Origin of the sequence: Amphiplicatus metriothermophilus, assembly GCF_900199215.1 — a bacterium.
Lineage (GTDB): Bacteria > Pseudomonadota > Alphaproteobacteria > Caulobacterales > Parvularculaceae > Amphiplicatus > Amphiplicatus metriothermophilus.
In genome coordinates this window covers 162,370-183,952 of the sequence record NZ_FZQA01000002.1, presented here as the reverse complement: position 1 = coordinate 183,952, position 21,583 = coordinate 162,370, and the positions used below count along the sequence as shown (strand labels likewise).

The 21,583-nt window shown below is 66.2% G+C and carries 20 protein-coding genes; 3 read left to right on the top strand and 17 right to left on the bottom strand.

The window, feature by feature from the left end; genetic code table 11:
- Window positions 1-475 precede the first annotated feature (475 nt).
- Window positions 476-1,837, top strand: a complete 1,362-nt coding sequence (locus CHB64_RS05590; protein ID WP_089411629.1) for an HTH domain-containing protein — start codon at window positions 476-478, stop codon at window positions 1,835-1,837.
- 38 nt (window positions 1,838-1,875) lie between these two features.
- Here the strand turns inward: CHB64_RS05590 and CHB64_RS05585 are convergent, their stop codons facing one another.
- Window positions 1,876-2,172, bottom strand: a complete 297-nt coding sequence (locus tag CHB64_RS05585) for a type II toxin-antitoxin system RelE/ParE family toxin (RefSeq protein WP_089411628.1) — start codon at window positions 2,170-2,172, stop codon at window positions 1,876-1,878.
- Window positions 2,173-2,457 (bottom strand): type II toxin-antitoxin system ParD family antitoxin, encoded by a 285-nt coding sequence (locus CHB64_RS05580; protein ID WP_089411627.1) that lies wholly within the window; start codon window positions 2,455-2,457, stop codon window positions 2,173-2,175.
- Between the two features lie 100 nt (window positions 2,458-2,557).
- Here CHB64_RS05580 and CHB64_RS05575 point away from each other — a divergent pair, with 100 nt between their 5' ends.
- On the top strand, window positions 2,558-4,078 hold the full coding sequence (locus CHB64_RS05575; protein ID WP_089411626.1) for an AMP-binding protein: 1,521 nt from the start codon (window positions 2,558-2,560) through the stop codon (window positions 4,076-4,078).
- Window positions 4,079-4,084: 6 nt separating this feature from the next.
- On the opposite strand, the gene CHB64_RS05570 is transcribed toward CHB64_RS05575, so the two are convergent.
- On the bottom strand, window positions 4,085-5,065 hold the full coding sequence (locus tag CHB64_RS05570) for an aldo/keto reductase (protein ID WP_089412000.1): 981 nt from the start codon (window positions 5,063-5,065) through the stop codon (window positions 4,085-4,087).
- 198 nt (window positions 5,066-5,263) lie between these two features.
- Here CHB64_RS05570 and CHB64_RS05565 point away from each other — a divergent pair, with 198 nt between their 5' ends.
- Window positions 5,264-7,141: a M1 family metallopeptidase gene (locus CHB64_RS05565; protein ID WP_089411625.1), complete on the top strand. Its 1,878-nt coding sequence runs from the start codon at window positions 5,264-5,266 to the stop codon at window positions 7,139-7,141.
- A 51-nt stretch (window positions 7,142-7,192) separates the two neighbouring features.
- Here CHB64_RS05565 and CHB64_RS05560 read toward each other — a convergent pair whose 3' ends face one another.
- From CHB64_RS05560 to CHB64_RS05495, 14 genes are all read right to left on the bottom strand, one after another.
- Window positions 7,193-7,669: a hypothetical protein gene (locus CHB64_RS05560; RefSeq protein WP_089411624.1), complete on the bottom strand. Its 477-nt coding sequence runs from the start codon at window positions 7,667-7,669 to the stop codon at window positions 7,193-7,195.
- Between the two features lie 11 nt (window positions 7,670-7,680).
- The gene (gene gspN, locus CHB64_RS05555; protein ID WP_089411623.1) at window positions 7,681-8,451 is read right to left on the bottom strand and encodes a type II secretion system protein N; all 771 of its coding nucleotides are present in this window, start codon (window positions 8,449-8,451) and stop codon (window positions 7,681-7,683) included.
- Between the two features lie 36 nt (window positions 8,452-8,487).
- Entirely contained in the window at window positions 8,488-8,949 is a 462-nt protein-coding gene (gene gspM, locus CHB64_RS05550; RefSeq protein WP_089411622.1) for a type II secretion system protein GspM, read from the bottom strand.
- Window positions 8,946-10,139: a type II secretion system protein GspL gene (gene gspL, locus CHB64_RS05545; RefSeq protein WP_089411621.1), complete on the bottom strand. Its 1,194-nt coding sequence runs from the start codon at window positions 10,137-10,139 to the stop codon at window positions 8,946-8,948. The genes gspM and gspL overlap by 4 nt, the downstream gene beginning before the upstream one ends.
- Window positions 10,136-11,182, bottom strand: a complete 1,047-nt coding sequence (gene gspK / locus CHB64_RS05540) for a type II secretion system minor pseudopilin GspK (RefSeq protein WP_159462423.1) — start codon at window positions 11,180-11,182, stop codon at window positions 10,136-10,138. The genes gspL and gspK overlap by 4 nt, the downstream gene beginning before the upstream one ends.
- Complete coding sequence (gene gspJ, locus CHB64_RS05535; protein WP_089411619.1) at window positions 11,179-11,838, bottom strand: type II secretion system minor pseudopilin GspJ; 660 nt, start codon at window positions 11,836-11,838, stop codon at window positions 11,179-11,181. Before gspJ ends, gspK begins: the two co-directional genes overlap by 4 nt.
- The gene (gene gspI / locus CHB64_RS05530) at window positions 11,838-12,218 is read right to left on the bottom strand and encodes a type II secretion system minor pseudopilin GspI (RefSeq protein ID WP_089411618.1); all 381 of its coding nucleotides are present in this window, start codon (window positions 12,216-12,218) and stop codon (window positions 11,838-11,840) included. Before gspI ends, gspJ begins: the two co-directional genes overlap by 1 nt.
- A complete protein-coding gene (locus CHB64_RS05525) occupies window positions 12,205-12,714 on the bottom strand; it encodes a prepilin-type N-terminal cleavage/methylation domain-containing protein (protein WP_089411617.1) in 510 nt (169 codons plus the stop codon). The genes gspI and CHB64_RS05525 overlap by 14 nt, the downstream gene beginning before the upstream one ends.
- Entirely contained in the window at window positions 12,714-13,181 is a 468-nt protein-coding gene (gspG, locus tag CHB64_RS05520) for a type II secretion system major pseudopilin GspG (RefSeq protein WP_089411616.1), read from the bottom strand. Before gspG ends, CHB64_RS05525 begins: the two co-directional genes overlap by 1 nt.
- 24 nt (window positions 13,182-13,205) lie before the next feature.
- Window positions 13,206-14,420, bottom strand: coding sequence for a type II secretion system inner membrane protein GspF (gene gspF / locus CHB64_RS05515; RefSeq protein ID WP_089411615.1), 1,215 nt, complete (start codon window positions 14,418-14,420; stop codon window positions 13,206-13,208).
- On the bottom strand, window positions 14,407-15,912 hold the full coding sequence (gspE, locus tag CHB64_RS05510) for a type II secretion system ATPase GspE (RefSeq protein WP_089411614.1): 1,506 nt from the start codon (window positions 15,910-15,912) through the stop codon (window positions 14,407-14,409). Before gspE ends, gspF begins: the two co-directional genes overlap by 14 nt.
- Window positions 15,909-17,897, bottom strand: coding sequence for a type II secretion system secretin GspD (gspD, locus tag CHB64_RS05505; RefSeq protein ID WP_159462422.1), 1,989 nt, complete (start codon window positions 17,895-17,897; stop codon window positions 15,909-15,911). Before gspD ends, gspE begins: the two co-directional genes overlap by 4 nt.
- Before the next feature lie 22 nt (window positions 17,898-17,919).
- The gene (locus tag CHB64_RS05500; RefSeq protein ID WP_234993327.1) at window positions 17,920-18,780 is read right to left on the bottom strand and encodes a type II secretion system protein N; all 861 of its coding nucleotides are present in this window, start codon (window positions 18,778-18,780) and stop codon (window positions 17,920-17,922) included.
- Window positions 18,781-18,922: 142 nt separating this feature from the next.
- Window positions 18,923-21,541 (bottom strand): TonB-dependent receptor domain-containing protein, encoded by a 2,619-nt coding sequence (locus tag CHB64_RS05495; protein WP_089411611.1) that lies wholly within the window; start codon window positions 21,539-21,541, stop codon window positions 18,923-18,925.
- Window positions 21,542-21,583: the final 42 nt, after the last annotated feature.

The window sequence follows — 21,583 nt, the reverse complement described above, 5'->3', positions numbered from 1 at the left end:
GGGCTGGAGCGCGTCGTTCGCATATTGGATCGCGCGTTGGATCGCGCGCCGCGCGAAGGATGTCGCCGTTGCGCCCTTTCGCCGCCGCCCTGCCCGTTCCTGCATTTCTTCGCCTTTATGCGGGGTTCAACCTAAGTAAATTCAATCGCTTGGTTGAAAAACGGGGAAAGTTATCCCCGACTTTCCGATCGGCCCCATACTGGGCGCATGATCGAGACGCCGCTCATGACGCCGTTCCCCGCGCCCGGGCCTCAAGCCGGCGCCCGCCCGCGCCGGCGCGGGGACGGACGCGCGCGTCCCGGGGGCGAAATCGTGCGAAACGGCGGAACGCGTTTCGTTCGAAACCGGGCTGCAGGCCGCGCGCCCGCTGAAGCAGCCGGATTCGACGCCCCTCGGTTTCGTGCGAAACGCCGGCGCGAAGCGAGACGTCCCCCGCTGTCAAAATCTGTCATCACGACCTACTATCCTGCCGCCCATGCCCCGCACCGAGCGCCTGTTCGAGCTTCTCCAGATCCTGCGCCGCCATCGCGGGCCGGTGAGCGGCGCGTCCCTCGCCCAGGAGATGGGGATCAGCCTGCGCACGCTTTACCGCGACATCGGCGCGCTGCAGGCGCTGGGCGCGGAAATCGAGGGCGAGCCCGGCGTCGGCTATGTGCTCAAGCCCGGCTTCATGCTGCCGCCGCTGATGTTCTCCGAGGAGGAGATCGAGGCCCTAGCGCTGGGCGCGCGCTGGGTGGCGCGGCGCACGGACGACAGCCTGTCGCGGGCCGCCGGCGAGGCGATGGCGAAGATCGCCGCGGTGCTGCCCGACGACCTGCGCCGGCGGCTCGACGACGCCTCGCTTCTCGTCGGCCGGGGCTGGGAGCGCCCGCAAAAGGTGGCGCTGTCGCTGCTGCGCGAGGCCATCCGGACCGAACGCCGGCTTCTGATCGTCTATCGCGACGAGAAAGGCGCGCGCTCCGAGCGCGTGGTGTGGCCGTTCCTTCTGGGCTTTTTCGAATCGACCCGCGTGCTCGCCGCCTGGTGCGAGCTGCGCCGCGACTTCCGCCATTTCCGCGCCGACCGCATCGAGACGGCGATGCTGGAGAAGGATCGCTATCCCCGGCGCCGGCAGGCGCTGCTGAAGGAATGGCGCCAGTCGCTGCTGACGGAATTTGACAATGCTGTCGCGTATGGACAGCGGCCCCGCCTCAAGGAAAGGGAAACAGCCATGACGAAAGAGCTTGTCTTCTACACCAATCCCCAGTCGCGCGGCGGCATCGTGCACTGGATGCTCGAAGAGGTCGGCGCGCCCTACCGCATCGAGGTCCTGGAATACGGGACCACGATGAAGGCGCCCGACTATCTCGCCATCAACCCGATGGGCAAGGTGCCGGCGATCAGGCATGGCGATGCGGTGGTGACCGAATGCGCGGCCATCTGCGCCTATCTCGCCGACGCCTTTCCCGACGCCGGCCTGGCGCCGATCCCGCAGGAGCGCGGCGCGTATTACCGCTGGCTGTTCTTCGCGGCCGGACCGATGGAGGCCGCCTTTTCCAACCACGCCGTCGGCTGGGACCCCGATCCCGACCGGCAGCGCATGTTCGGCTACGGAACATATGAGCTGGTGATCGAAACTCTCGCGAACCACCTCAAGGGCCGGAAATATGTCGCCGGCGACCGCTTCACCGCCGCGGACGTCTATCTCGGCTCGCATATCGGCTGGGGGATGCAGTTCGGAACCGTGCCGAAGCGCCCCGAGTTCGAGGCCTACTGGAACGGCCTCAAGGACCGGCCGGCCCATCGCCGCTCGGAAGAGCAGACCAGGAAGCTGATGGCCAAGGAGGCGTGGGCGTAAGCGCAAGAACGGACTTGGGGCGCGATTTCTTCGCGCCCCTATTCCGGAAACAATATGCGTTCGTAATCCCGCGCGCCGTGAATGACATGGAGAATCTCGACAGCGTCGACCTCGATCCGATAGAAGATCATATAATCCCTATACGGACGGCGTCGAACGCCCCTTTCTTCATGACCCGGAAGAAGCGGAAAGGCGCGCGGCGCATGGCCGAGCCTTTCGCAGCACGCTTGAAGCTCCTCAACAAATGTCGCAGCCCTCGCGGGATTGTCTTGCGCGATCGCCTGCCCGATGCGAAGGAGATCGTCGAAGGCAGCGTCAGTAACGACGACCTTCACCTACTCGCCGCTTTCATTCGGCAGGCCGAGTTCCGCGCGAAGCCGCCTGAACGCCTCGTCGAGCGGGGCCGCGCGGCCCGCCTCGGCGTCGGCGAGGCCGCGCGCAAGCGCGTCATCAAGCGCTTCGAGCCGTGCGGCCCTGTCGCGTTGACGGCGATAGCGCTCGCGGACGAGCTCGCGGATATACTCGCTGCTCGAAGCGTAAGCCCCCCGGCGCACCTCCTCGCGCACGAAGGCTTCGAGTTCGCTGGTAAGGGTCAGGGTCATCTGGCCGACCGGCTTCATCGGCGGACTCCTGGATCGCGAGATTAAATAGTGGCTTATAGTGTAATACACTTTTATGGCGTATCAAAGGCCAGATTTTCGGACGAGACCTGTGACCGACATGACCGACGGCGGCTTCTTTTCTCTCCTCCGCGCCCGCTTTCCAATGGAGGCGCCCTGCCTGACCATCCCCGGCGGGCCGGTCTGGACCTACGCCATGATCGACGCCCTGTCGGCGCGGATCGCCGGCGCGCTTCTCGCCTGCGGCGCGCGGCCGGGCGACAGGGTCGCCGTTCAGGTCGAGAAAAGCGCGCAGAACGTCGCGCTGTATCTCGCCGCCCTGCGGACGGGGCTCGTCTACGTTCCGCTGAACACAGCGTATACGGACGAAGAGGTCGCCTTCTTTCTCACGGACGCCGAGCCCGCCGTCTTCATCTGCGCGCCCGAGCGGGAAGACGCGTTCAGGCCCGCGGCGCGCGCGGCGGGAACGAAAGCGATCATGACGCTCGACGCCGACGGACGTGGAACGCTCATCGACTGCGCCGAGGATAACATTCCGTATACGAATATAGAACCTCGCGCGGAAGACGATACGGCTGTTATCCTTTACACCTCTGGCACGACGGGACGGTCGAAGGGCACGGTGTTGACGCAGCGCAATCTCGCCTCGAACGCGCTTGCCCTGCACGAGATATGGGGCTTCCGGCCCGGCGACGCGCTGCTGCACGCCCTGCCGATCTTCCACATACACGGCCTGTTCGTCGCGCTGCATACGGCGATGCTGAACGGCGCGGAGATCATTTTTCTGCCCGCCTTCGACGTCGCCGCCGTGCGCGAGAATCTGAAACGCGCGACGGTGATGATGGGCGTGCCGACTTTCTATGCGCGACTGCTGGCCGATCCTGATTTCGGCGCGGAAGACTGCGCCGGCGTTCGCCTGTTCGTTTCCGGCTCGGCCCCGCTTTCGCCGGAAACCTTCAAGGCGTTCGAGGCGCGCACGGGCCATCGGATTCTCGAACGCTACGGCATGTCGGAAGCCGGCATGATCGCCTCGAATCCCCTTGACGGGGCGCGCATTCCGGGAACGGTGGGCTTCGCGCTGCCGGACGTTTATGTGCGCATCACGGACGAGACGGGCGTCATGCTGCCCCCGGGCGAGCCGGGCAATGTCGAAGTGAAAGGCCCGAACGTCTTCGCCGGCTACTGGCGTCAGCCGGAGAAAACGAAAGAAGCCTTTCGCGGCCCATGGTTCGTCACCGGCGACATCGGCGCGCTCGACGAGGAAGGGCGCCTGTCGCTGGTCGGCCGGGCGAAAGACCTCGTCATCGCCGGCGGCTACAACATTTATCCCGCGGAGATCGAGCAGATCCTCGATGCGATTCCGGGCGTGGCCGAGTCCGCCGTGATCGGCGTTCCGCACCCTGACATGGGCGAAGGCGTCGTCGCGGTTCTGGCGCCGCAGACCGGCGCGCCGCGCCCCGACGACGCGGCGCTGGCCGCCGCGCTGGAGCGACTGGCGCGTTTCAAACGTCCCCGTCGCTTCTTCTGGATCGACGCCCTGCCCCGCAATGCGATGGGCAAAGTGCAAAAGCAGGCGCTGCGGGAGCGGTTCAAGGACGCTTTCGCCGTAGGCGAATCATGAGTTGGGTTAAATCGGACAGCGGATCGCCGGTCGCACGCGCGTTTCGTAAAACGTCCGCAACGCCTTATGCGTTTCGGCAGGCAGCGGCGGCAACGCGCAGGCGCGCGTATTGGACCGAACCTGTTCCGGTTTCGAACAGCCGGCGATCACCGTGCTGACGGCGGAGTGATCGAGGATCCAGCGCAGGGCGAGGTCAGCCATGCCCCAGCCTTCAGGCGCAAAGGCGCGCAGCGCTTCCACGAGATCGACGCCCGTTTCAAGCAGGATTCCCGAGAATGTTTCGCCTACGGAGAAAGCCGCGCCGTCACGGTTGTAATTGCGATGGTCTTCTGGAGAAAAGGTCGAGTCCTTCCGGAACTTCCCTGTCAAAAGCCCGCTCGCCAGCGGCAGGCGTACGATGATCCCGACATTCGCCGCTTCGGCCTGCGGGAACAGCTCCCATGCGGCGTCCTGACGGAAAAGATTGAAAATGATCTGCAGCGAGACAAGGTCATCCTGTTCGAGACAAATCTTCGCTTCTTCAATGGTCTCGACGCTCGCGCCCCAGCGCCTGAATAGGCCCTCGCCCTGAAGACGGTTCATGATTTCGAAAATTTCGCCGCGGCGCAGTTCTTCAGCGGGCGCACAATGAATCTGCACAAGCTCAAGCGGCGCAGGATCGAGCCGGCGCGCCGAAGCGAGGATGCTCTCGCGCACCACCTCATAAGAGTAATTGTCGGGATAGATCGTCGGCGCGCGCCCGACCTTCGTCGCAATGGTCATTTCCTGCGCGCGGCGGGCGTAACGTCGCCCCAGCAGACTTTCGCTGCGGCCGGCGCCGTACACGTCCGCCGTGTCGTAGAAATTAACGCCTTCCGCGCCAGCCGCGTCGAGAATCGCTTCGATCGTCTCTTCGCCGACGGGGCCGAAATCGCCGCCGAACTGCCAGCAGCCAAGACCGATTTCGGAAACGCGCAGACCGGACTTGCCGAGCGTTCTGTATTTCATTTTCCCATCCATGCATGGCGGAAGGCGCAGGCGCGCCGCCATGACGTAGCAGTCCAAGCTCCGGCGCTTCAAGAGCCGGCCGTCTTAACGGCCATCCTTCATCAACCGAGGCCGCGCCGTCGCGAAGCGGCTTGCTGCATGCAAGGGGAGGCTTTAGGGTCCCGGCGGAGTTCTTGGTCGATAGTCGAGGGGATTCTCATGACGCTCCGTTATGTCGCTGGCGCGCTCGCCCTTTTCCTCGCGGCGTGCACGAATCAGGAATCCGCGCCGGCGCGCGAGAACGCCCAGACGGCGAAAGCGGAGCGGGCTGACCCGTTCACCTACGCCAATTACGACGCGGTGCGCGCGACGCATCTCGACCTCGATCTCGCCGTGCTGTTCGACGAGCAGACGCTTAAGGGAACCGCGACGCTCGTCCTGAAACGTCTCGATCCGGAAGCCGATACGCTCGTTCTCGACACGAACGATCTCGCAATCGAATCGGTCGAGGCCGAAATCGGCGGGACATGGAGGCATGTCTCCTTCATTCTGGGAGAGGACGACCCGGCGCTCGGCTCCCGGCTCGAAATCGAGCTGCCGGAGGACGCCGAACGCGTGCGCGTCGCCTATCGCACCAGCCCCGGCGCGGCGGGCCTGCAATGGCTCTCGCCGGCGCAAACGGCGGGCGGCGTCCACCCTTTCATGTACAGTCAGAACCAGACCATCAACGCGCGCTCCATGGCGCCGGTGCAGGACACGCCTGCGGTGCGCATGACCTATTCGGCCCGGTTGACGACGCCGCCCGATCTGGTCGCGCTGATGAGCGCGGCGCAGGACGAAGGGCCCCGCGACGGCGCGTATGTCTTCGACATGCCGCAGCCCGTGCCGGCCTATCTGCTCGCCGTCGCCGTCGGCGATCTTTCCTTCAGGGCGATCGACGATCGCATCGGGATCTATGCGGAGGATGACATTCTCGCCGCCGCCGCCGCGGAGTTTGAAGACACGCCCGGGATGATGGAGGCGGCCGAGGCGCTTTACGGACCCTATCGCTGGGGGCGCTACGATCTGCTCGTGCTGCCGCCGAGCTTTCCTTTCGGCGGCATGGAGAACCCGCGGCTTTCCTTTCTCACGCCGACGCTCGTCGCCGGCGACAAGAGTCTGACCAACGTCGTCGCGCATGAGCTCGCGCATTCCTGGTCGGGCAATCTCGTCACCAACGCCACCTGGCGCGACGCCTGGCTCAACGAAGGCTTCACCTCCTATGTCGAGAACCGGCTGATGGAGGCGCTATACGGTCCCGAACGCGCGACGATGGAGCGCGCGCTCGATCTCGATTCCTTGAAGCGGACCGTCGCGAACGCCGAGCGGCCGGCGCTTACGCAGCTGAAGCTGCCGGCCGACCTCGCCCATCCCGACGACGCCTTTTCGCAGGTCGCCTACGTCAAGGGCGCGTTCTTTCTGAAGTTTCTTGAAGAACGATTCGGACGCGAAGCGTTCGACGCCTTCCTTCGCGGCTATTTCGATCATTTCGCCTTCCAGTCGATCACGACGGAGGACTTCGAGACGTATCTCAGGGAAAATCTCCTTGCGGACGACCCTGAGGCCGTGAGCGAAGCCGAGCTGCGCGCGTGGCTGTATGAGCCGGGCCTGCCTGAGACCATCGAAACGCCGGTCTCTGACGCTTTTGAAAAGGTTGCCGCGCAACAGGCGCGCTGGCTTTCCGGCGAGATCGGCGCGGACGCGCTCGAGGTCGCCAGCTGGTCCGCGCATGAGTGGCTGCATTTCATCAATACGCTGCCGAAGGCGATGACGCAGGAGCAATTCGCCGCGCTGGACGCGCGTTTCGGCCTTACCGACAGCGCCAATGCCGAGATCGCCTTCGCGTGGTACATGAAGGCCATTCCCGGCGGCTACGAACCCGCCATGCCGGCGATCGAGGATTTTCTCAACCGCGTCGGGCGCGGCAAGTTCATCTATCCTCTGTATACGGCGCTCAAGGAGAACGGCCGAGAGGATTTCGCGCGGCGCGTCTACGCCGAGGCGCGCGCGCGGTATCATCCGATCGCGCAGCGGCGCATCGACGGCATTCTGGGATGACGCCAAACGCCGGCGGGCGCGCCGGATCAGCCCGGACTGCGCAGCCTGGCGCTACTTTGCTCTGCAGCCGGCGATTCCCGCCGCCGGCGCGACGGCGCGCCAGCCGTCCGGCGCGTCCACCCGGACGAGGCCGCGCTCGAGATATACGCCTCTGTCGAATCCAAGGCCGAAACGCGCCTCGACATGCGCAGTCGTCCCATCCGGCGCTTCAAAGGTCTGGCTTTCGTGCACGCCGAACGCAGCCGCGCCTTCGGCTCCGACCGGCGCAAGGCGAATCAACGCGCCGTTCGCGGAAATCTCCGCGGCCTTGCCGACGACGTAGCGGAATATCGGCGCCGGGCGGTTTTCATCGAGCGTCCACAGAATCATGCCGCACTCGCCCGGATTGAGGCCGGCGTTCGCGAGCGCGCCGAGCGCGATCCCCTCGCCGCCCGCGGACGGCGCTGCAGTCGAGACCGGCCCCGAGGGAGGCGCGCTGGCGCAGCCCGAGGCGAGGAGCATGGCGGCGATCATATAACGGCGCAGCATTGCGGTTTCCCCTATGTGCCGGCCGTGAGAATGGCGCCGGTCGATCCGTATGTCAGCACGCCGTCCTCGCGGGCGAAGCCGAAGGTCTCCAGCGCCAGCCCAAGATCTGCGCGCGCCGGCTCGACGGCGGCTTCGAGCGCGTAAGTGTAATCGGGCCGGACGCGCATGACGAGGCTCGCCGCGCCCTCCGCGCCGCGGCCCGAAAGATCGAGGACAAGCTCATGATTCTCGCAGACCGCCGTTCCGGCGAGCACGAATCCTTCTCCGCCCATCCGCCGCGCGCGGCGCGCCAGCACGTCGGTCGACAGATCGCCTCTGGCTGCGAGACAGCCGCGGCGCGTCAGCACGAGCTTGTCGAGCGCGATCCGCGCCGAACCTTCGAGCGGCGCGCCGAGAAACAGATAACGCCGCGCCGCGCCGAGATCGAAAACCAGATCGGCGCCCTCGAACGCGATCCGGCCGCCGAGACCGACGCTCGCGCGAGTCGCGCCTTCGAGCGCGCCGCCGCGAAAATCAAGCTCGGCGGCGAGCCCGCCGCTCAACAGCGATAATGGTCGCACGCGGAACGAAACCGCGCCCAGCGGCGCTCCGCGATAGACGACGCCCTCGATCCGGCCGCGCCAGAGCGAGCCTTCAGCCTTGCGCCAGGCGACGTCATAGCGGTCGAATCCGGCCAGCACCGGAACGAGCGAGGCCGGCAGGTTCGCAAGAACGCTGATCGCGAACGCCGCCGCGGCCAGAAACACAAGCGGGCGCGCCGGCTTCAGCGGCGCGCGGTCCATGCTGCGTTGTCCATCCTGCACGGCCAATCGACGCTCCTATCGCGAAAAGGTCATCCGCGCCCGCACGATGGAAGAGTCGGGCGAAAGGCGTGCGATATCCGCGCGGACGATCTCGACCCCGTAACGGGCCTCGAGCGTTGCGAGCATGCGATAAAGATTTTCCGGATCGGCCTCGTTCGCCTGCGCCTCCACATCGCCGTCCGGCCGCGGATTGAGAAAGGTCAGGGGCACGCCGTTGTCCCGCGCGGCCTGAACCACGGCGTTGCGGATGGGAACGGCCTCCTCCGGCGCGGCGCGCGCCTCGCCGCCCAGCGCCGCGGCTTCCGCCACGAGACGGTAAGCCGTCTCCGCCGCCTCTGCCTCGCGATGGGCGGCCGCGCGCCAACCTGCGACCGGAACGATGACGAACTGGACGAGCGACAGAAGCGCCGCCAGGGCGCCGCCGATCGCGACGAGGAGGCGCTCGCGCGCCGTCAGGCCGTTCCACCATGCGGTCATCGCATCCTCGCCGCCAACTCGCCCACCCAGTCCGCGCCGGCCCGCCGGTAGCCGCCGCTGTCGCGGGTCTCCACTCCGAGCGCCGCCAGCCGCTGTTTCAGATCCTCGATGTCCGCGTCGGAGCGGCTCCGCACGCTGACGATGAAGTCGCCCCGCGCCGCATCGAAGGTTATGCGTTCGATTTCAACCGTCCCTGTCGCCTCGACGGCTTCGGCGAACCGGGCGGACAGGGCGAGGAAAGACGGCCCGCCCCCCGCGGCGAGCACGCGCCGCGCATGGGCGGCCGGATTTTCGCCCACGGCGTCGGGAAATGCCGTTGCATGGACAGCGCTCGCCGCCTCGCTCCAGCGATCGGCGATGCGATGCGCGCGCAGTCCGTCCGCGACGCCGGCGACGAGTAGGAGCGCGGCCAACGCCGCCGCGAGCGCCGCCGCCCGCCGCCAGGGCGCAAAGGCTGCGCGCCAGTCCCTGCGGCGGCGATAGGCGCCCTGCCGTAGATTGACCGGCGACGATTCGGCGATCGCCTGCGCATAAGCGAGAATCAGAGCTGCGTCGCCGCTCGCTCCAAGCCATTCGAGCGCGACAGTTCTGGGCAGAAGCCGGCGATGAACGGCGTCTCCGAGCACGGATATTCGCTCGACCTCATCGGAAAAAACGCCCGCAGCGATGCGCTCGAACAAAGCCGTCTCGACGGCGAACCCGCCATCCGGCATCGCCGCAACGACGCGCGCGCCGTCGAAAATGACGACGGCTGCGTTGTCTGCTGGAGGCAGGGCGAGATAATCCGCGCTCAGAAGCGCGCAACCGATGCCCGCGCCCGCGAAGGCTTCAAGCCAGTTCTCGACGATCCGCCTGCGCACGGCGACGGCGAGCGCGCCGCGCGCGTCGGCGCCGACGGCGACGTGGAGATCCGCTATCGGCTCGCCAAGCTCGTCCTCGATGAGAAATTCGGCGGCCGCGCGCAGCTTCCTCTCGTCGCGCGGCGGCGCGGCGAGCCGGCGCGTCGCGACCTGTTCGCCCGGCAGGAGAGCAGCCACGAGCGAGGCCTCGGCCGCATGATCCTGCAGCGCCGCCAGCCCACGCGCGTCATCAAGCCGGCCGCCCTCAATGAGCCGGCCGTCGCGCACGCGCCCCCAACGCAGCGGCGCGTCCGGAGACTCGCCCAGAAGCATGAGCAGCAGGTCGGTCATGCGTCGGGCCCCAGCCGGCGGCGCAGCAGCCTTACGCGGCCGCCCTCGCCAATTTCGAACAGCATTCGAGCCTCCCTGGCGACGCCTTCATACTCTATCTCCGCCCGCGCCGCGATGTAACGCGACGTGATCGCGACCCGGTTGCGGACATCCTGCGTCGCATCGACGTCCTCGAACGCCCTGTGACTCCAGAACTCGTCAACCGCGCCATAACCGCCCGGCGGCCGGTCGGCGACGACGTCCTGCGCCGCGGCGAGACTGATCGCGCCTTTAAGAAGCCCGACCAGCAAAGGCGCGTCCTCCGCGCGCAACATGTTAACGTTAAGCGGCGACGGTTCGGGGGTCGGCAGCGCGCAGGCATAACGCCGGACGAACGCGTAAAACTCAGGCGTCATGTCGGCGAGAGCGCGCATTTCCGTCTCGTCCGCAAGGAGCGTTCCGCCCGTGCGATACGGGACCGGCAAACCGAGATAATAGCCGTCTTCCGCCCCCTGCGGCGCGGAAAGGCTGTCGGCGTCGATCCAGTCCTGGACGAGGACGGCGAGCCGCGCCGCCTCCCCGGCCCCCGCCCCCGCCGCATCGAGCAGCGCGGCGAGTTCTTCGCCGGCGCCCTCGCGCGCGACGTAGAGCTGATCGCCGTCAGCGCGCACGAGCCCATTGAGATTGAAACAGCGCCCCGCATCGGCGAACCAGATGACCGCCCTTCCGCCTTCCATCGGGACTTCGATCGGGCGTTCGATCCAGGGCTCGTCGAGCGTCATGCGCTCAGGCGTCTCGCGCGCCGCAGCCGCCAGCGCCGCCGCCGCGAGCGCCTCGGCGCCGAAGGCGCGCCAGAGCGCCTCGGCGCGCGCGCGCGCGTGAACGGCGCGCTGGGCGGCGAGAACCGTCCGTTCGCTGATCGCCAGCGCCACGAAGGAGAGCGTCGCGGCAAGCAGCAGGACGACGATCAGTGCGGCGCCTTTTTGGCCGGACCGGAATGCGGAACTCGAGGGGCGCCCGCTTCCGCGATCCGCCGGCGCATGCGGAACGATCGGCCGGCTCATGACCGCTCCCCCGTCGCCACTGCGCCGACCCAGAAAAGCTGGCGAAAATCCGTGAACCGTTCGGTCGAGAAGGAAAGCGACATCGCGCGCGGCAGGCCGCCGGCGCCGCCCGGCGCCGGCCATCCTTCCGCCCATTGGAGCGCGCCGCCGGCCTCCCCTGCGAGGAATGCGATCTCCACATTCGATACGCCGGAGACCAGCACGCGCTCGAAGGACGGCTGGCCGCGCGCATCGTCGAGATAAGGGCGCACGCGGCGGATCAATGCGTCGTCCTTGACCAGATACTCGACATATTGAAGGCTTGAACGCGGGGCTGCGCTTTCCGGATTGATCCAGCCTCCGCGCACGAAGGCGAGAAGCAGTCTTTCGCCTTCAATCGGCGGACGGACGCGGGTCTCGACGCCGCCGAGGAAAGGCGGGCCAAGCCGTTCTCCGAACGCGTCGCGAACGGGGCGAGCGACCGTCTGGGCGAGGTCTTCCTTCACGATGAGGCGCGCGATCTCCATCTCGCGCAGGCGACGATCGGCCGCGTCGAGTTGCTCGCGCGCATCGACCCCAAGGCGCAGGGCGACGACGCCCGCGCCGGCGATCAGCGCGAAGATGAATAGCGCGACCAGAAGTTCGACCAGCGTGAATCCGCCTTGCGCGCGCCGCATCAGGATCGCTCCCGTTTGAGCGATGTCGCCGCGGCGAGCGTCTGTCCGACTTTGCGGCGACGCACGTCGATATCGATGCGCACGACGTCGTCGACGCCGGTCTCTACCACGACGCGCCGCCAGCGCAGGTCGCGGCCGGCGAAACTGGTCTCGCCGCTTGTCACCTCGCGTTCCAGCGGCGCCGAGGCGGCGAGCGCCTCGACCATCAGATTATCCGCAAGCGCCTGCGCGACGAGCCGGTCCTCCGCAGCGGCGATGAAACGGGCGTTCTGCGCAATCAACGCCAGGGCGCCCCCGACGACGAGACCGAGCGCGACCAGCGCGACGAGCGCTTCGATGAGGGTGAAGCCTTTTTGGCTGTCAGCGTCACGAACGGTCATCGCGCGTCACCGTAATCGTTCCGGCATGATCGATTTCGACCCGCCAGATCTGTTCGCCATCGGAGAATACCGCGGCGAAAGCGTCGCCGACGCCGACCGGGTCGATCGTCAGGCGGCGCGGCGCTTCCGCTTTTCCGGCTTCGTCGGGCGCGGCGTTGGCGAACGCCGCGTCCTGCGTTTCGAACGCCAGCGCGACCTCGCGAGGCAGCGCGCGCGGCGCCATGGGACCCTCGCCCTCCTGCGCGTTCCAGCCCCCATCCGCATAGCGCTCAAAGCGATAGCCCGCCGGCGTCGTCGCAAGGCGCAAAGGCGCGCCTGTCGTAAGCGACGAGGCCATCGCCGCATCGAGCCGCGCAGCGAAGCGTTCGGCTTCGACCCGCGCGGTCTGACGCGACGGCGGCGCATTGAGAACGACGACTGACGCCGTAAGCGCGAGAATCGCCAGCACGACCAGCAGCTCGATGAGCGTCAGGCCGCTTTGAACGTTCCGTCTCATCAGCGTTCGGGCGTCCAGTTGCCGATATCCGCGTTGATCCCCTCCCCGCCCGGTTCGCCGTCCGCGCCGTAGGAGAAAAGATCGTACACGCCGTACTCGCCAGGATAGCGGTACTGATAAGGGTTGCCCCAGGGGTCGACCGCCGCGCCGCGCTTGATATAGCCGCCGGGCCGGTATTGATCGGCGCGCGGCGCGTTCGGCGGAGGCTCGACCAGCGCGTCCAGACCCTCCTCCGTGCTCGGATAGGTCATCATGTCGAGGCGGTACTGCTCGAGCGCGCTTTCGATTACGCCGATGTCGATTCTGGCCTTGCGCGCCGCGGCGCGGTCGCGCTCGGGCAGGACGTTGACCACGACGATCGCCGAAATGAAGGTCAGAATGGCGAGCACCACGAGAAGCTCGATGAGGGTCACGCCGCGCTGCGCGCGGCTGCGATCCTTGATCCGTAGTTCGATGCGTTCTTTCATATTCTCTCCGGCGTTCGGTTGAACTCACCCGGCCGCCAGGGCGTTGAGCCGCAGGATCGGCAACAGGATCGAAATCACGATCACCATGATCGCGCCGCCCATCGCGAAAATAATCGCCGGCTCGAGCAATCTTAGCGCGACGGTGGAAGCGGCATCAAATTCGTCTTCAAGCTGCGCGGCGGCGCGGTCAAGCAGATCCGGGAGCGCGCCCGATCGCTCGCCGGCGGCGGCCATATGCGTCATCATCGGCGGCAGCGCGCCCGCCCGGCGCAGCGCGTTCGCGAGCGAGGCGCCTTCGCGCACCATCGCGATGGCGCCGTCGAGCCGGGCGCGGATGTAATCGTTGGCGCAGGTGCGCTGCGCGCCGGCGAGACTGTCGAGCAGCGGCGCCCCGCCCGCGACCAGCGTCGAGAGCGTGCGGGCGAAGCGCGCTCCGTCTAGCCCGCGCAACAGCCGGCCGATGACCGGCAGGCGCAATAGCGCCCGGTCGACGGCGAGCTTGAAGGCCGGCGTCTTCATGCCTCTCCAGAAGGCGGCGAGGAGGAGGATCACGCCGACGAGCAGGTACAGCCCGTAAGCGCCGATGAAATGCGACAGCCCCATCACGACGCGGGTGATCGCAGGCAGCTCGCCGCCGAAAGCGTTGAACTGCTCGACGATCTTGGGCACGACCGTCGTCATCAGCAAGGTCAGCACGCCGCCGGCCACGAGCGCCAGCACGGCCGGATAGACCAGCGCGGCGAGCGCCTTGTTGCGCATGGCGCGATTCTTCTCCAGCATGGTCGCAAGCCGATCGAGCGCCCCAGCGAGATCGCCGGAGGTCTCTCCCGCCGCGACGACGGCGCGATAAAGATCGGAGAAGGAGCGCGGATCTTCGGCCAGGGCGTCGGCGAAGCGCCAGCCTTCCATCACCCGTTCGCGCACTGCAAGAAGGCGCGCGCGCGCGGCCGGTTTCTCCGTCTGCAGAGCGACGGCGTTGAGCGCCTCCTCGAGCGGCGTCGCGGCGGCCACGAGCGCGGCGAGCTGGCGCGTGACGAGCACGATCGCGCCATGCCCGAGCCGCGGCGGCCGACGCCCGCCCAGCCGGCCGGCGCGCTCGGCCCGGGGAGCGGACAGGCGCAGCGGCGTGAGCCGCAGCCGGCGCAACTCGCGGCGCGCCTGGTGCGGGCTGTCGGCGCTGACGATCCCGCGGCGCGCGCGCCCCGAAGGGTCGAGCGCCTCGTACTCATAGGCCGGCATCGTCTTCCTCCTGGCGCACGACCCTGAGGACTTCTTCAAGCGACGTGACGCCGGCGAGCACATGACGGAAGCCGCATTGCGCGAGCGTGTCGGCATGGCGGAAGGCGTGGGCGGCGAGCGTCTGTTCGCTGGCGTCGTCATGAATGAGCTTGCGCAAGGTCTCGTCGGCGACGATCAGTTCGTACACCCCTATCCGGCCTTCGTAACCCGTATGTCCGCAGCGTCCGCATCCCGCGGCGCGATAAATCTCGACCGCCGCATCGGCCGCCAGGCCGAGGACGCTCCGCTCCGCCTCGTCCGGCGCGTGCGGCTCCTTGCAGGACGGGCACAGCCGGCGCACCAGACGCTGCGCCATCACCGCAGCGATGGTGGAGGACAGAAGAAACGGCTCCGCGCCCATGTCGCGCAGGCGCGTGACCGCGCCGACCGCCGAATTGGTGTGCACCGTCGACAGGACAAGATGGCCGGTGAGCGCGGCCTGAATGGCGATTTCGGCGGTCTCCACGTCGCGGATCTCGCCGACCATGACGATATCCGGATCCTGACGAAGAATCGCGCGCAGGCCGGTCGCGAAAGTCATGCCGACGCGCGGGTTGATCTGCGTCTGACCGATTCCGTCGATGGCGTATTCCACGGGATCTTCGACGGTGAGGATGTTTCGGCTCGGATCGTTGAGCAGCGTCAGCGCGGCGTAAAGCGTGGTCGTCTTGCCCGAACCCGTGGGGCCGGTGACGAGGATGATCCCGTTCGGCCGGCGCAGCGCCTGCTTGAAACGGCTCTTCACGTCTTCCGGCATGCCCAGCGTCTCGAGGTCGAGTCGCGCGGCCTCCTTGTCGAGAATTCGCATGACGACCCGCTCGCCGTAACGGGCCGGCAGGGTCGAAACGCGCACGTCGACCGCCTTGCCGCCGAGCGCAATGGAGATGCGCCCATCCTGCGGCACCCGCTTTTCCGCGATGTCGAGGCGCGCCATGACCTTCACCCGCGAGACCAGCGCCGCCGTCATGCGCGCCGGCAGAGACAAAACTTCCCGCAAAACGCCGTCGATGCGCAGGCGCACCGACAGGCTTTTCTCGTAGGGTTCTATATGAATGTCAGAGGCGCGCGTCTTCACCGCTTCAGCGATGAGCGCGTTGATAAGCCGGATGACGGGCGCGTCGTCCTCAGCTTCCAGCAGATCCGCGGTCTGGGGCAGCCCCTCGGCCAGCGACATGAGATCGCCTTCGTCTCCCTCCATCGCGAAATCGTCGGCGTGAATGGCGTTTACGGAGTAAATCTCCGACAGGCGGCGCTCAAAGGCCTCCGGCGGCATCTCCTCGATGAGGATCGGCGCGTCGGCGACCCGGCGCGCCTCGATCAGCGCCCATGGATCGGGGCTGCCGCGCGACCCGACGACGACCGGCCGCGACGCGCCATCGAGCACGACGAGTCCGCGCTCCTTGGCGAACGCGTAAGTCAATCTCACCGGCGACTGTGTGCTGGCGTCGCTCATGGTCTGTCGTTGGCGTTGGCGTCGCCGGCGTCGGCCGGCCGGTCGAGGCCCGTCGCCTGCTCGATAAGCCGCTCGAGATCCGATGTCGGCTCGCCCCGGTAAAGCGAATCCCGCGCTTTGAGATAGTTCAGCTTCTTCGTCGTCGCCGCGCGCGCCGTCTCGCGATCCCGCAAGATCGTGGGTTTGATGAAGACCATGAGATTGCGCCGCTCGCGGGTTCTGCCGGACGACCGGAACAGATTGCCCGCGACCGGAATATCGCCGAGCAGCGGCACCTTGTCCTGTCGCGTAGATGACTGATCGTCGATCAGGCCGCCGATCACCAGAATATCGCCGTCGTCAACCAAAGCCATGGTTGTCAGCTCGCGCTTGTTGGTGATGAGATCGGTCGACTCCTCAATGATCTGCCCGGCGACGCTGGAGGTCTCCTGCGAAATCTCCATCGTGATCGTGCCGCCTTCGTTGATCTGCGGCGTCACTTCCAGAATGACGCCCACTTCTTCGCGCGAGATCGTACGAAAGGCGTTCGTGAAATCGTCGCCGATCGCCTCGCCGGTGGTGATCGGTATCTCCTGCCCGACCGAAAGCCGCGCCGTTTGATTGTCCAAAGTGACGACCGAGGGAGTCGACAGCACATTCGAAGTGTCGTCCTGTTTGATGGCGGTCAGGATCGCGCTGAACACGCCGTCGTCGCCGATGCGTCCCGCTCCGCCCAGACCGAGCCCGTTGAGGCCCAGGAGCGAATTGAGCGCGGCTTCCGCGAGATCCTCGCGAAAGTCTTCGAACGTATCAGGCAGCACGCCCGTTTCGATCAACGTGGGCCCCGCCAGCGCCAGGATATTCGGCTGCGTCGAGCGAAAATTCGTCGTCATGAATGGAATCGAGCTTCCCTTTGTCCCCGTCAGGAAATATTGCAGACCGAGCTCGCGGGCGGTTCTGTCAGAAACCTCGACGATGATCGCTTCTATAAGAACCTGCGCGCGGCGCACGTCGAGTTGAGCTATGACGTTCTTCAGCGTGCGCTGCATGTCCGCATCGCCGTTGATGATCACCGCGTTGGTCGGCTTGTGATACGATATGGTCGCGCGCGGCCGGCCTGACGCGCCGTCTTCGCCGGCTGTCGTCTGCGCGTCCGCAATCTCACGGAGCAGCGACGCCATCTCCTCCGCATCCGCATGGTCGAGGTATATCACCGACAAATCCGATTTCGCTTGACCGATCTGATCAAGCTCGGCGATGATTCTGGAAAGGCGGTTGATGATCGCCGGTTCGGCGCGAATGAGCACGCTGTTGCTCGCCTCGACCGGCACGACGCTGATCTTCGCGCGCTGCCCGCCTTCTTCGGTGATCTCCTGAGCCAGGCCGCCTACGACGCGCGCGACTTCGCCGGCCGAGGCGTAGTTGAGCGGGATGGTGCGATAGATGGTCGTGTCGCGGTCGAGCTGGGCGAGCACTTCGCGCAAACGCGCCATGTTGTCGGCTGTGTCGACAAGGATCAGCGCGTTGCCGCTGCGCACCGGCGCCGCGACTCCGCGCTCGTTGATGATCTGGGAAAGGTTCGCCGCCGCCTCGCGCGCATCGACATGCTGCAAGCGGACGATCTGCGTGACGATATCGCCGCCTTCCGCCTCGCCGACCGGGCCGGCTGCGCGCGGCCCCTCCTGCGCCGGCACGATCTTGTACTTGCCGGAGCCGATCGGGGTCGCCGTGAAGCCGTTCACCCGCAGCATCGCCTGGAACAGCTCCCAGGCTTCGTCAGCGCACAAACCGCCATTGGGGGGGGATTTCACCGTTACGCGGCCCTGCACGCGGGGATCGAGCAGAAACGTCCGACCGGTGCGCAGGGCGATCTCGTCGACCACGGCCCTGATGTCTGCGTCGTCGTAATTGATCGCCGCCCCGCAGGTTTGTCGCGCAGAGTCCTGCGCGTCGGCTGCGCTTGCGATAGCAGCCAGGCAGACAAGGAACGCAACAGTCATTTTCATGCGATGAGCCATCTCCTGCGCATCAGCCTCCGGCGGCGGGCGCAATGCGAACTGTCGCGGTCGCGCCATCGCGCTCGACCGTCAGCGTCGCCTCGCCGGCGTCGGCGAGCGTGTTGACGAGACGTGCGAAACCTTCTGCGTCCTGCGGCGCAGGCGCGCCGTTGATCCGAAGCAATATGTCCCCTTCGCGAAGCCCAAGGGCTTCGAACGCAGCGACGTCGCCGGCCGGGAAGAGAGCGAAACGCGCGCCGCCGACCGAGGAAACAGGTTGCACGCGGATGATCCGGCGCAAATCCTCCGCATTCCGTTTGGCCGGGGGCGGTGCCGTCGTCGGGGCGGCGGCGCGCGCGGATGCGTCCATGTCGCGCGGCAGGCGGAGCGATTCCCGCACGCCGTCGCGCAGAATGACCACGCGGTCGGCGAACACGCCGTCGAGCCGCGCCCCGCAGCAGACCGCATCTCCGACGGCGTAGGTCTTCTGCTTGCCGTCAGGCGTGCGAATGATCGCCGTGCCGCCCGCATCGTCGATCCATGTGCCGTGCAGCTTGAGATCGAGCGTAGTCTCCGCCGCCGGCGCGGCGGCCGTCTGCGCCGTCTCGCGCGCGGGGGAAAAGAAAGGATTGCGGGCTTCGATTCCCCGATCCGCGCGCGCCGCGGATGGAACAGCGGGCTTGCGCGAAACCGGGAGCGGCGCGACCATGTCGAGGGCGATCCCGGCGCAGAGAAGGGCGATCAGCGCGGCCAGCCCGAATTCCGCCAAGCGCGGCGCATCGATCGCCTTAAGCCCGCCGAAAGAGCCGGCGGAGCCGGTCAGACGGCGCAGCCATGACCGCGCCCGCATCGCCAAAGCCGCCGAGCGTTCAAACTGGTCCTGCCCGATCACCGCCAACAGTGCTCACCTTACGCGCGCCCCAAGGCTCGTCGCCCTGAAGCTTTACCAGAATGCGCAGCAGCCGCCCACCTTCGCGGACGGCTGCTTAGCAAGATTCGGGCCCTTTACCCCGGCCCGCCTCTGCCTACTATGCTCAGAACCGGGCTGTCAGGCTCGCCGACAGGCTGCGCCCCCGGTCGTAAGTGTCGAACTCGGTGCGGCCGCTTTCGGTCGCGTTGCTGAGCTGGAACTCCTCGTGGCGGGTCCCGGTCAGGTTCCGGGCGGCCAGACCGATCGTGGCGTCTGCGCCGAACAGGGCGATGTCGTAGCGATAGACGACATCGAGCTGGATGCCGGGCTTTTCAATGACGTCCGGAATCCCGCCCGATGCATTCGGGCTGCCCCGCTGCAGAATGCGCTCGCCGACCCAACCGAGCAGCACCGTAAACTGATCGTTCTCGCCTTCCCAGCCGAACTGGGAATTGACGATATGCTTCGGCGTACCCTGCAGCGGCGCACCGTCGAGTCCAAACAGCTCGGCCGACTGAGGCGCGCCCGAGAACGGATTGATGACCGTGTCGCCGTCCTTCAGCCTGATCTCCGAGTTGGTGTAGGTATAGTTGGCCGAGAACAGCCAGTCGCGACGGTCGAACCAGTCGTTCCACCCGATGGCGAACCGCGTTCTGTACTCCGCCTCTCCGCCGAACAGCCGCGCCCGCGGCGAGTTGATGAAGGTCGTATCGAACTCGAACTGCGTCGACTCAAACTGAATTTCCTCGATCGGATTTTCGATAGTTTTGTAGAATCCCGCGAGAGTCAGAAACTGGTTTCTTCCGAGATAATACTCATATCGCGCATCGTAGTTTCTGAATTCGCTGTCCACGAGGAACCGGTTGCCGCGGTAGGACCGATCATTTTCGGGATCGAAGAACAGAGAAGGAGAAAGCTCGCGGAACTGCGGCCGTGCGATCGTATGCGAGTAGCCGACGCGGAACTGCATATTGTCGGTGAAATTCCACGTCACCGTCCCCGACGGCAGCCAGTAATCGTTCAGCAATTCCGTCGAGGGGCCGAAATTCCTCGGATCCGGATCGAATGCGGCGAAACGATTGAAGGTGATGACCGACTGGTCGGCGTCTTCATAACGAACCCCCACGGTCGTGCGGACCGTTGGAATAAGCTCGGCGTCGATCTGGCCGTAACCGGCATGGATCGTCATCTCGCCTTTGTACGAATCCGAGCTTGTCTGAGTTTCGATAAGGAAGAAACGGGCCGGATCTATATTGTCCGGCGAGAACAGAAAGTCCGGCCGCGCCGCCTGTACGTCGGGCGGAAGCGAGTTGCCCCCGGCGAACCGCAGGGCGAGCAGGTTGTATTCCCGTTCGTTGTTTGAATATTCGTACCCGAGCGTGATCGTCGCTTCGCGCGGTCCCGAGAAGGGAGCGTGGTAGACTAGGTCGATCCCGCCGCCCAGCGCATCATCGGTCAGGTCCGAAAAATCGATAGTGCGGTTGTTGGCTTGGGAATAGAGCGGCACGCCGTCGGCGTTTTTGATGCGCCTCAGGAACTGCTCATAAGGCGTATCCCGCTTCGAACGCGCCGCCGAAGCGCGCCAATTGATTTCAAAGTCGCCAAGACCGTGCTCGCCTCTCAGCTGCGCGAAAGACAACTGGCGTTCCAGCCAGGAGCTGCGTTCGTCCAGCACCTGTCCCGTGCCGGGAGAGTTGGTGTTGAACCCTTCGAGAATCTGGGACTCTTTCCGCCCCGAATGGATGTAGAGCAACGTCGTCTGAACAAGGTGCTCGCCCCAGGAAAGAGAGGCCGAGCCCAAGGCGTTGACCGTCGCATTGAGACTGGTCTCGACGCTTTCGAAGTCGTTTCCGAGAATGTCGCCCGAAACGCGCTGCCGAACGGCTCTCTCCGTCTCCCAGTCCTGCTTATAGCCGGCGACGCCGACGAGGCCGAGCGTAAGATCGCCTCCGAGGTCGACAGACGTCCCGCCGTCGATGGACGCTTCCCAGTTCGGTCCAAGCGTTCCTTGCTGAATAACCAAAAGCGGCGAGTTGACGAGGCTTTCCCCGACGGTCTCGCGTTCTGCGGGGGTCAGGGCGTTGAGCGGCGTTCCGGACTTGATGAGCGCGTCGAGCGGTTCCGGAATATCACGCAGACCGTCGTCATAGCCGAGCCAGTCGAGATCGCCGCCGCGCACGAAGACGCCGTTCTTGCCGGTTGTTTCGAGATTCATGCCGACGCCGAGCTTGACGTTGACGAAGCTTTCGTCCGGCCGTCGCAACGTTTGCAGGTCGATCATCCCCCCGCCGAACTCGCCAGGATAGTTCGCCGAATAGGTTTTCTGGACGACCGCGCCTTGCAGGATGTTGGACGGAAAAAGATCCAACGGGACCGTCCGACGCAAGGGCTCCGGGCTCGGCAGAAGCGAGCCGTTGAGACGAGCGGCGGAATAGCGGTCGCCGAGACCCCGCACATAGGCGAAGCGCCCGCCGACGACGCTGAGGCCGGACAGGCGCGTCAGCGCCAGAGCCGCGTTGTCGTCGCCTGTCCGCGTCAGATCTTCAGCCGACAGAAACGTCGCAACCTGAGACGTCGCCCGTTGCGGCTCAGGAATATTCCTGCCCCGAACGATAATTTCATCTGTGAAGACCGGCGCAGTCGGCAAGACCGTCTCGCTGGCGTCCTGCGCCGCCGCGCCAATCGGCGCGATGAGCATGGTGGTGGCCAGCAGGAGGCCGTTCAGCGCGTGTTTCGACTTCATGATTTTTCAACCCCAAAATTCTGCGGACGAATGATTGGGGCG

Coding starts and splice junctions, on each gene's coding strand:
- gspE (WP_089411614.1), bottom strand. CDS start 15,912: ATGAGCGACGCCAGCACACAGTCGCCGGTGAGATTGACTTACGCGTTC.
- gspL (WP_089411621.1), bottom strand. CDS start 10,139: ATGACCGACCTGCTGCTCATGCTTCTGGGCGAGTCTCCGGACGCGCCG.
- CHB64_RS05575 (WP_089411626.1), top strand. CDS start 2,558: ATGACCGACGGCGGCTTCTTTTCTCTCCTCCGCGCCCGCTTTCCAATG.
- CHB64_RS05525 (WP_089411617.1), bottom strand. CDS start 12,714: ATGAGACGGAACGTTCAAAGCGGCCTGACGCTCATCGAGCTGCTGGTC.
- CHB64_RS05570 (WP_089412000.1), bottom strand. CDS start 5,065: ATGAAATACAGAACGCTCGGCAAGTCCGGTCTGCGCGTTTCCGAAATC.
- gspD (WP_159462422.1), bottom strand. CDS start 17,897: ATGAAAATGACTGTTGCGTTCCTTGTCTGCCTGGCTGCTATCGCAAGC.
- gspM (WP_089411622.1), bottom strand. CDS start 8,949: ATGACCGCATGGTGGAACGGCCTGACGGCGCGCGAGCGCCTCCTCGTC.
- CHB64_RS05560 (WP_089411624.1), bottom strand. CDS start 7,669: ATGCTGCGCCGTTATATGATCGCCGCCATGCTCCTCGCCTCGGGCTGC.
- gspI (WP_089411618.1), bottom strand. CDS start 12,218: ATGACCGTTCGTGACGCTGACAGCCAAAAAGGCTTCACCCTCATCGAA.
- CHB64_RS05580 (WP_089411627.1), bottom strand. CDS start 2,457: ATGAAGCCGGTCGGCCAGATGACCCTGACCCTTACCAGCGAACTCGAA.
- CHB64_RS05495 (WP_089411611.1), bottom strand. CDS start 21,541: ATGAAGTCGAAACACGCGCTGAACGGCCTCCTGCTGGCCACCACCATG.
- gspG (WP_089411616.1), bottom strand. CDS start 13,181: ATGAAAGAACGCATCGAACTACGGATCAAGGATCGCAGCCGCGCGCAG.
- gspN (WP_089411623.1), bottom strand. CDS start 8,451: ATGGACCGCGCGCCGCTGAAGCCGGCGCGCCCGCTTGTGTTTCTGGCC.
- CHB64_RS05565 (WP_089411625.1), top strand. CDS start 5,264: ATGACGCTCCGTTATGTCGCTGGCGCGCTCGCCCTTTTCCTCGCGGCG.
- gspF (WP_089411615.1), bottom strand. CDS start 14,420: ATGCCGGCCTATGAGTACGAGGCGCTCGACCCTTCGGGGCGCGCGCGC.
- gspJ (WP_089411619.1), bottom strand. CDS start 11,838: ATGCGGCGCGCGCAAGGCGGATTCACGCTGGTCGAACTTCTGGTCGCG.
- gspK (WP_159462423.1), bottom strand. CDS start 11,182: ATGAGCCGGCCGATCGTTCCGCATGCGCCGGCGGATCGCGGAAGCGGG.
- CHB64_RS05590 (WP_089411629.1), top strand. CDS start 476: ATGCCCCGCACCGAGCGCCTGTTCGAGCTTCTCCAGATCCTGCGCCGC.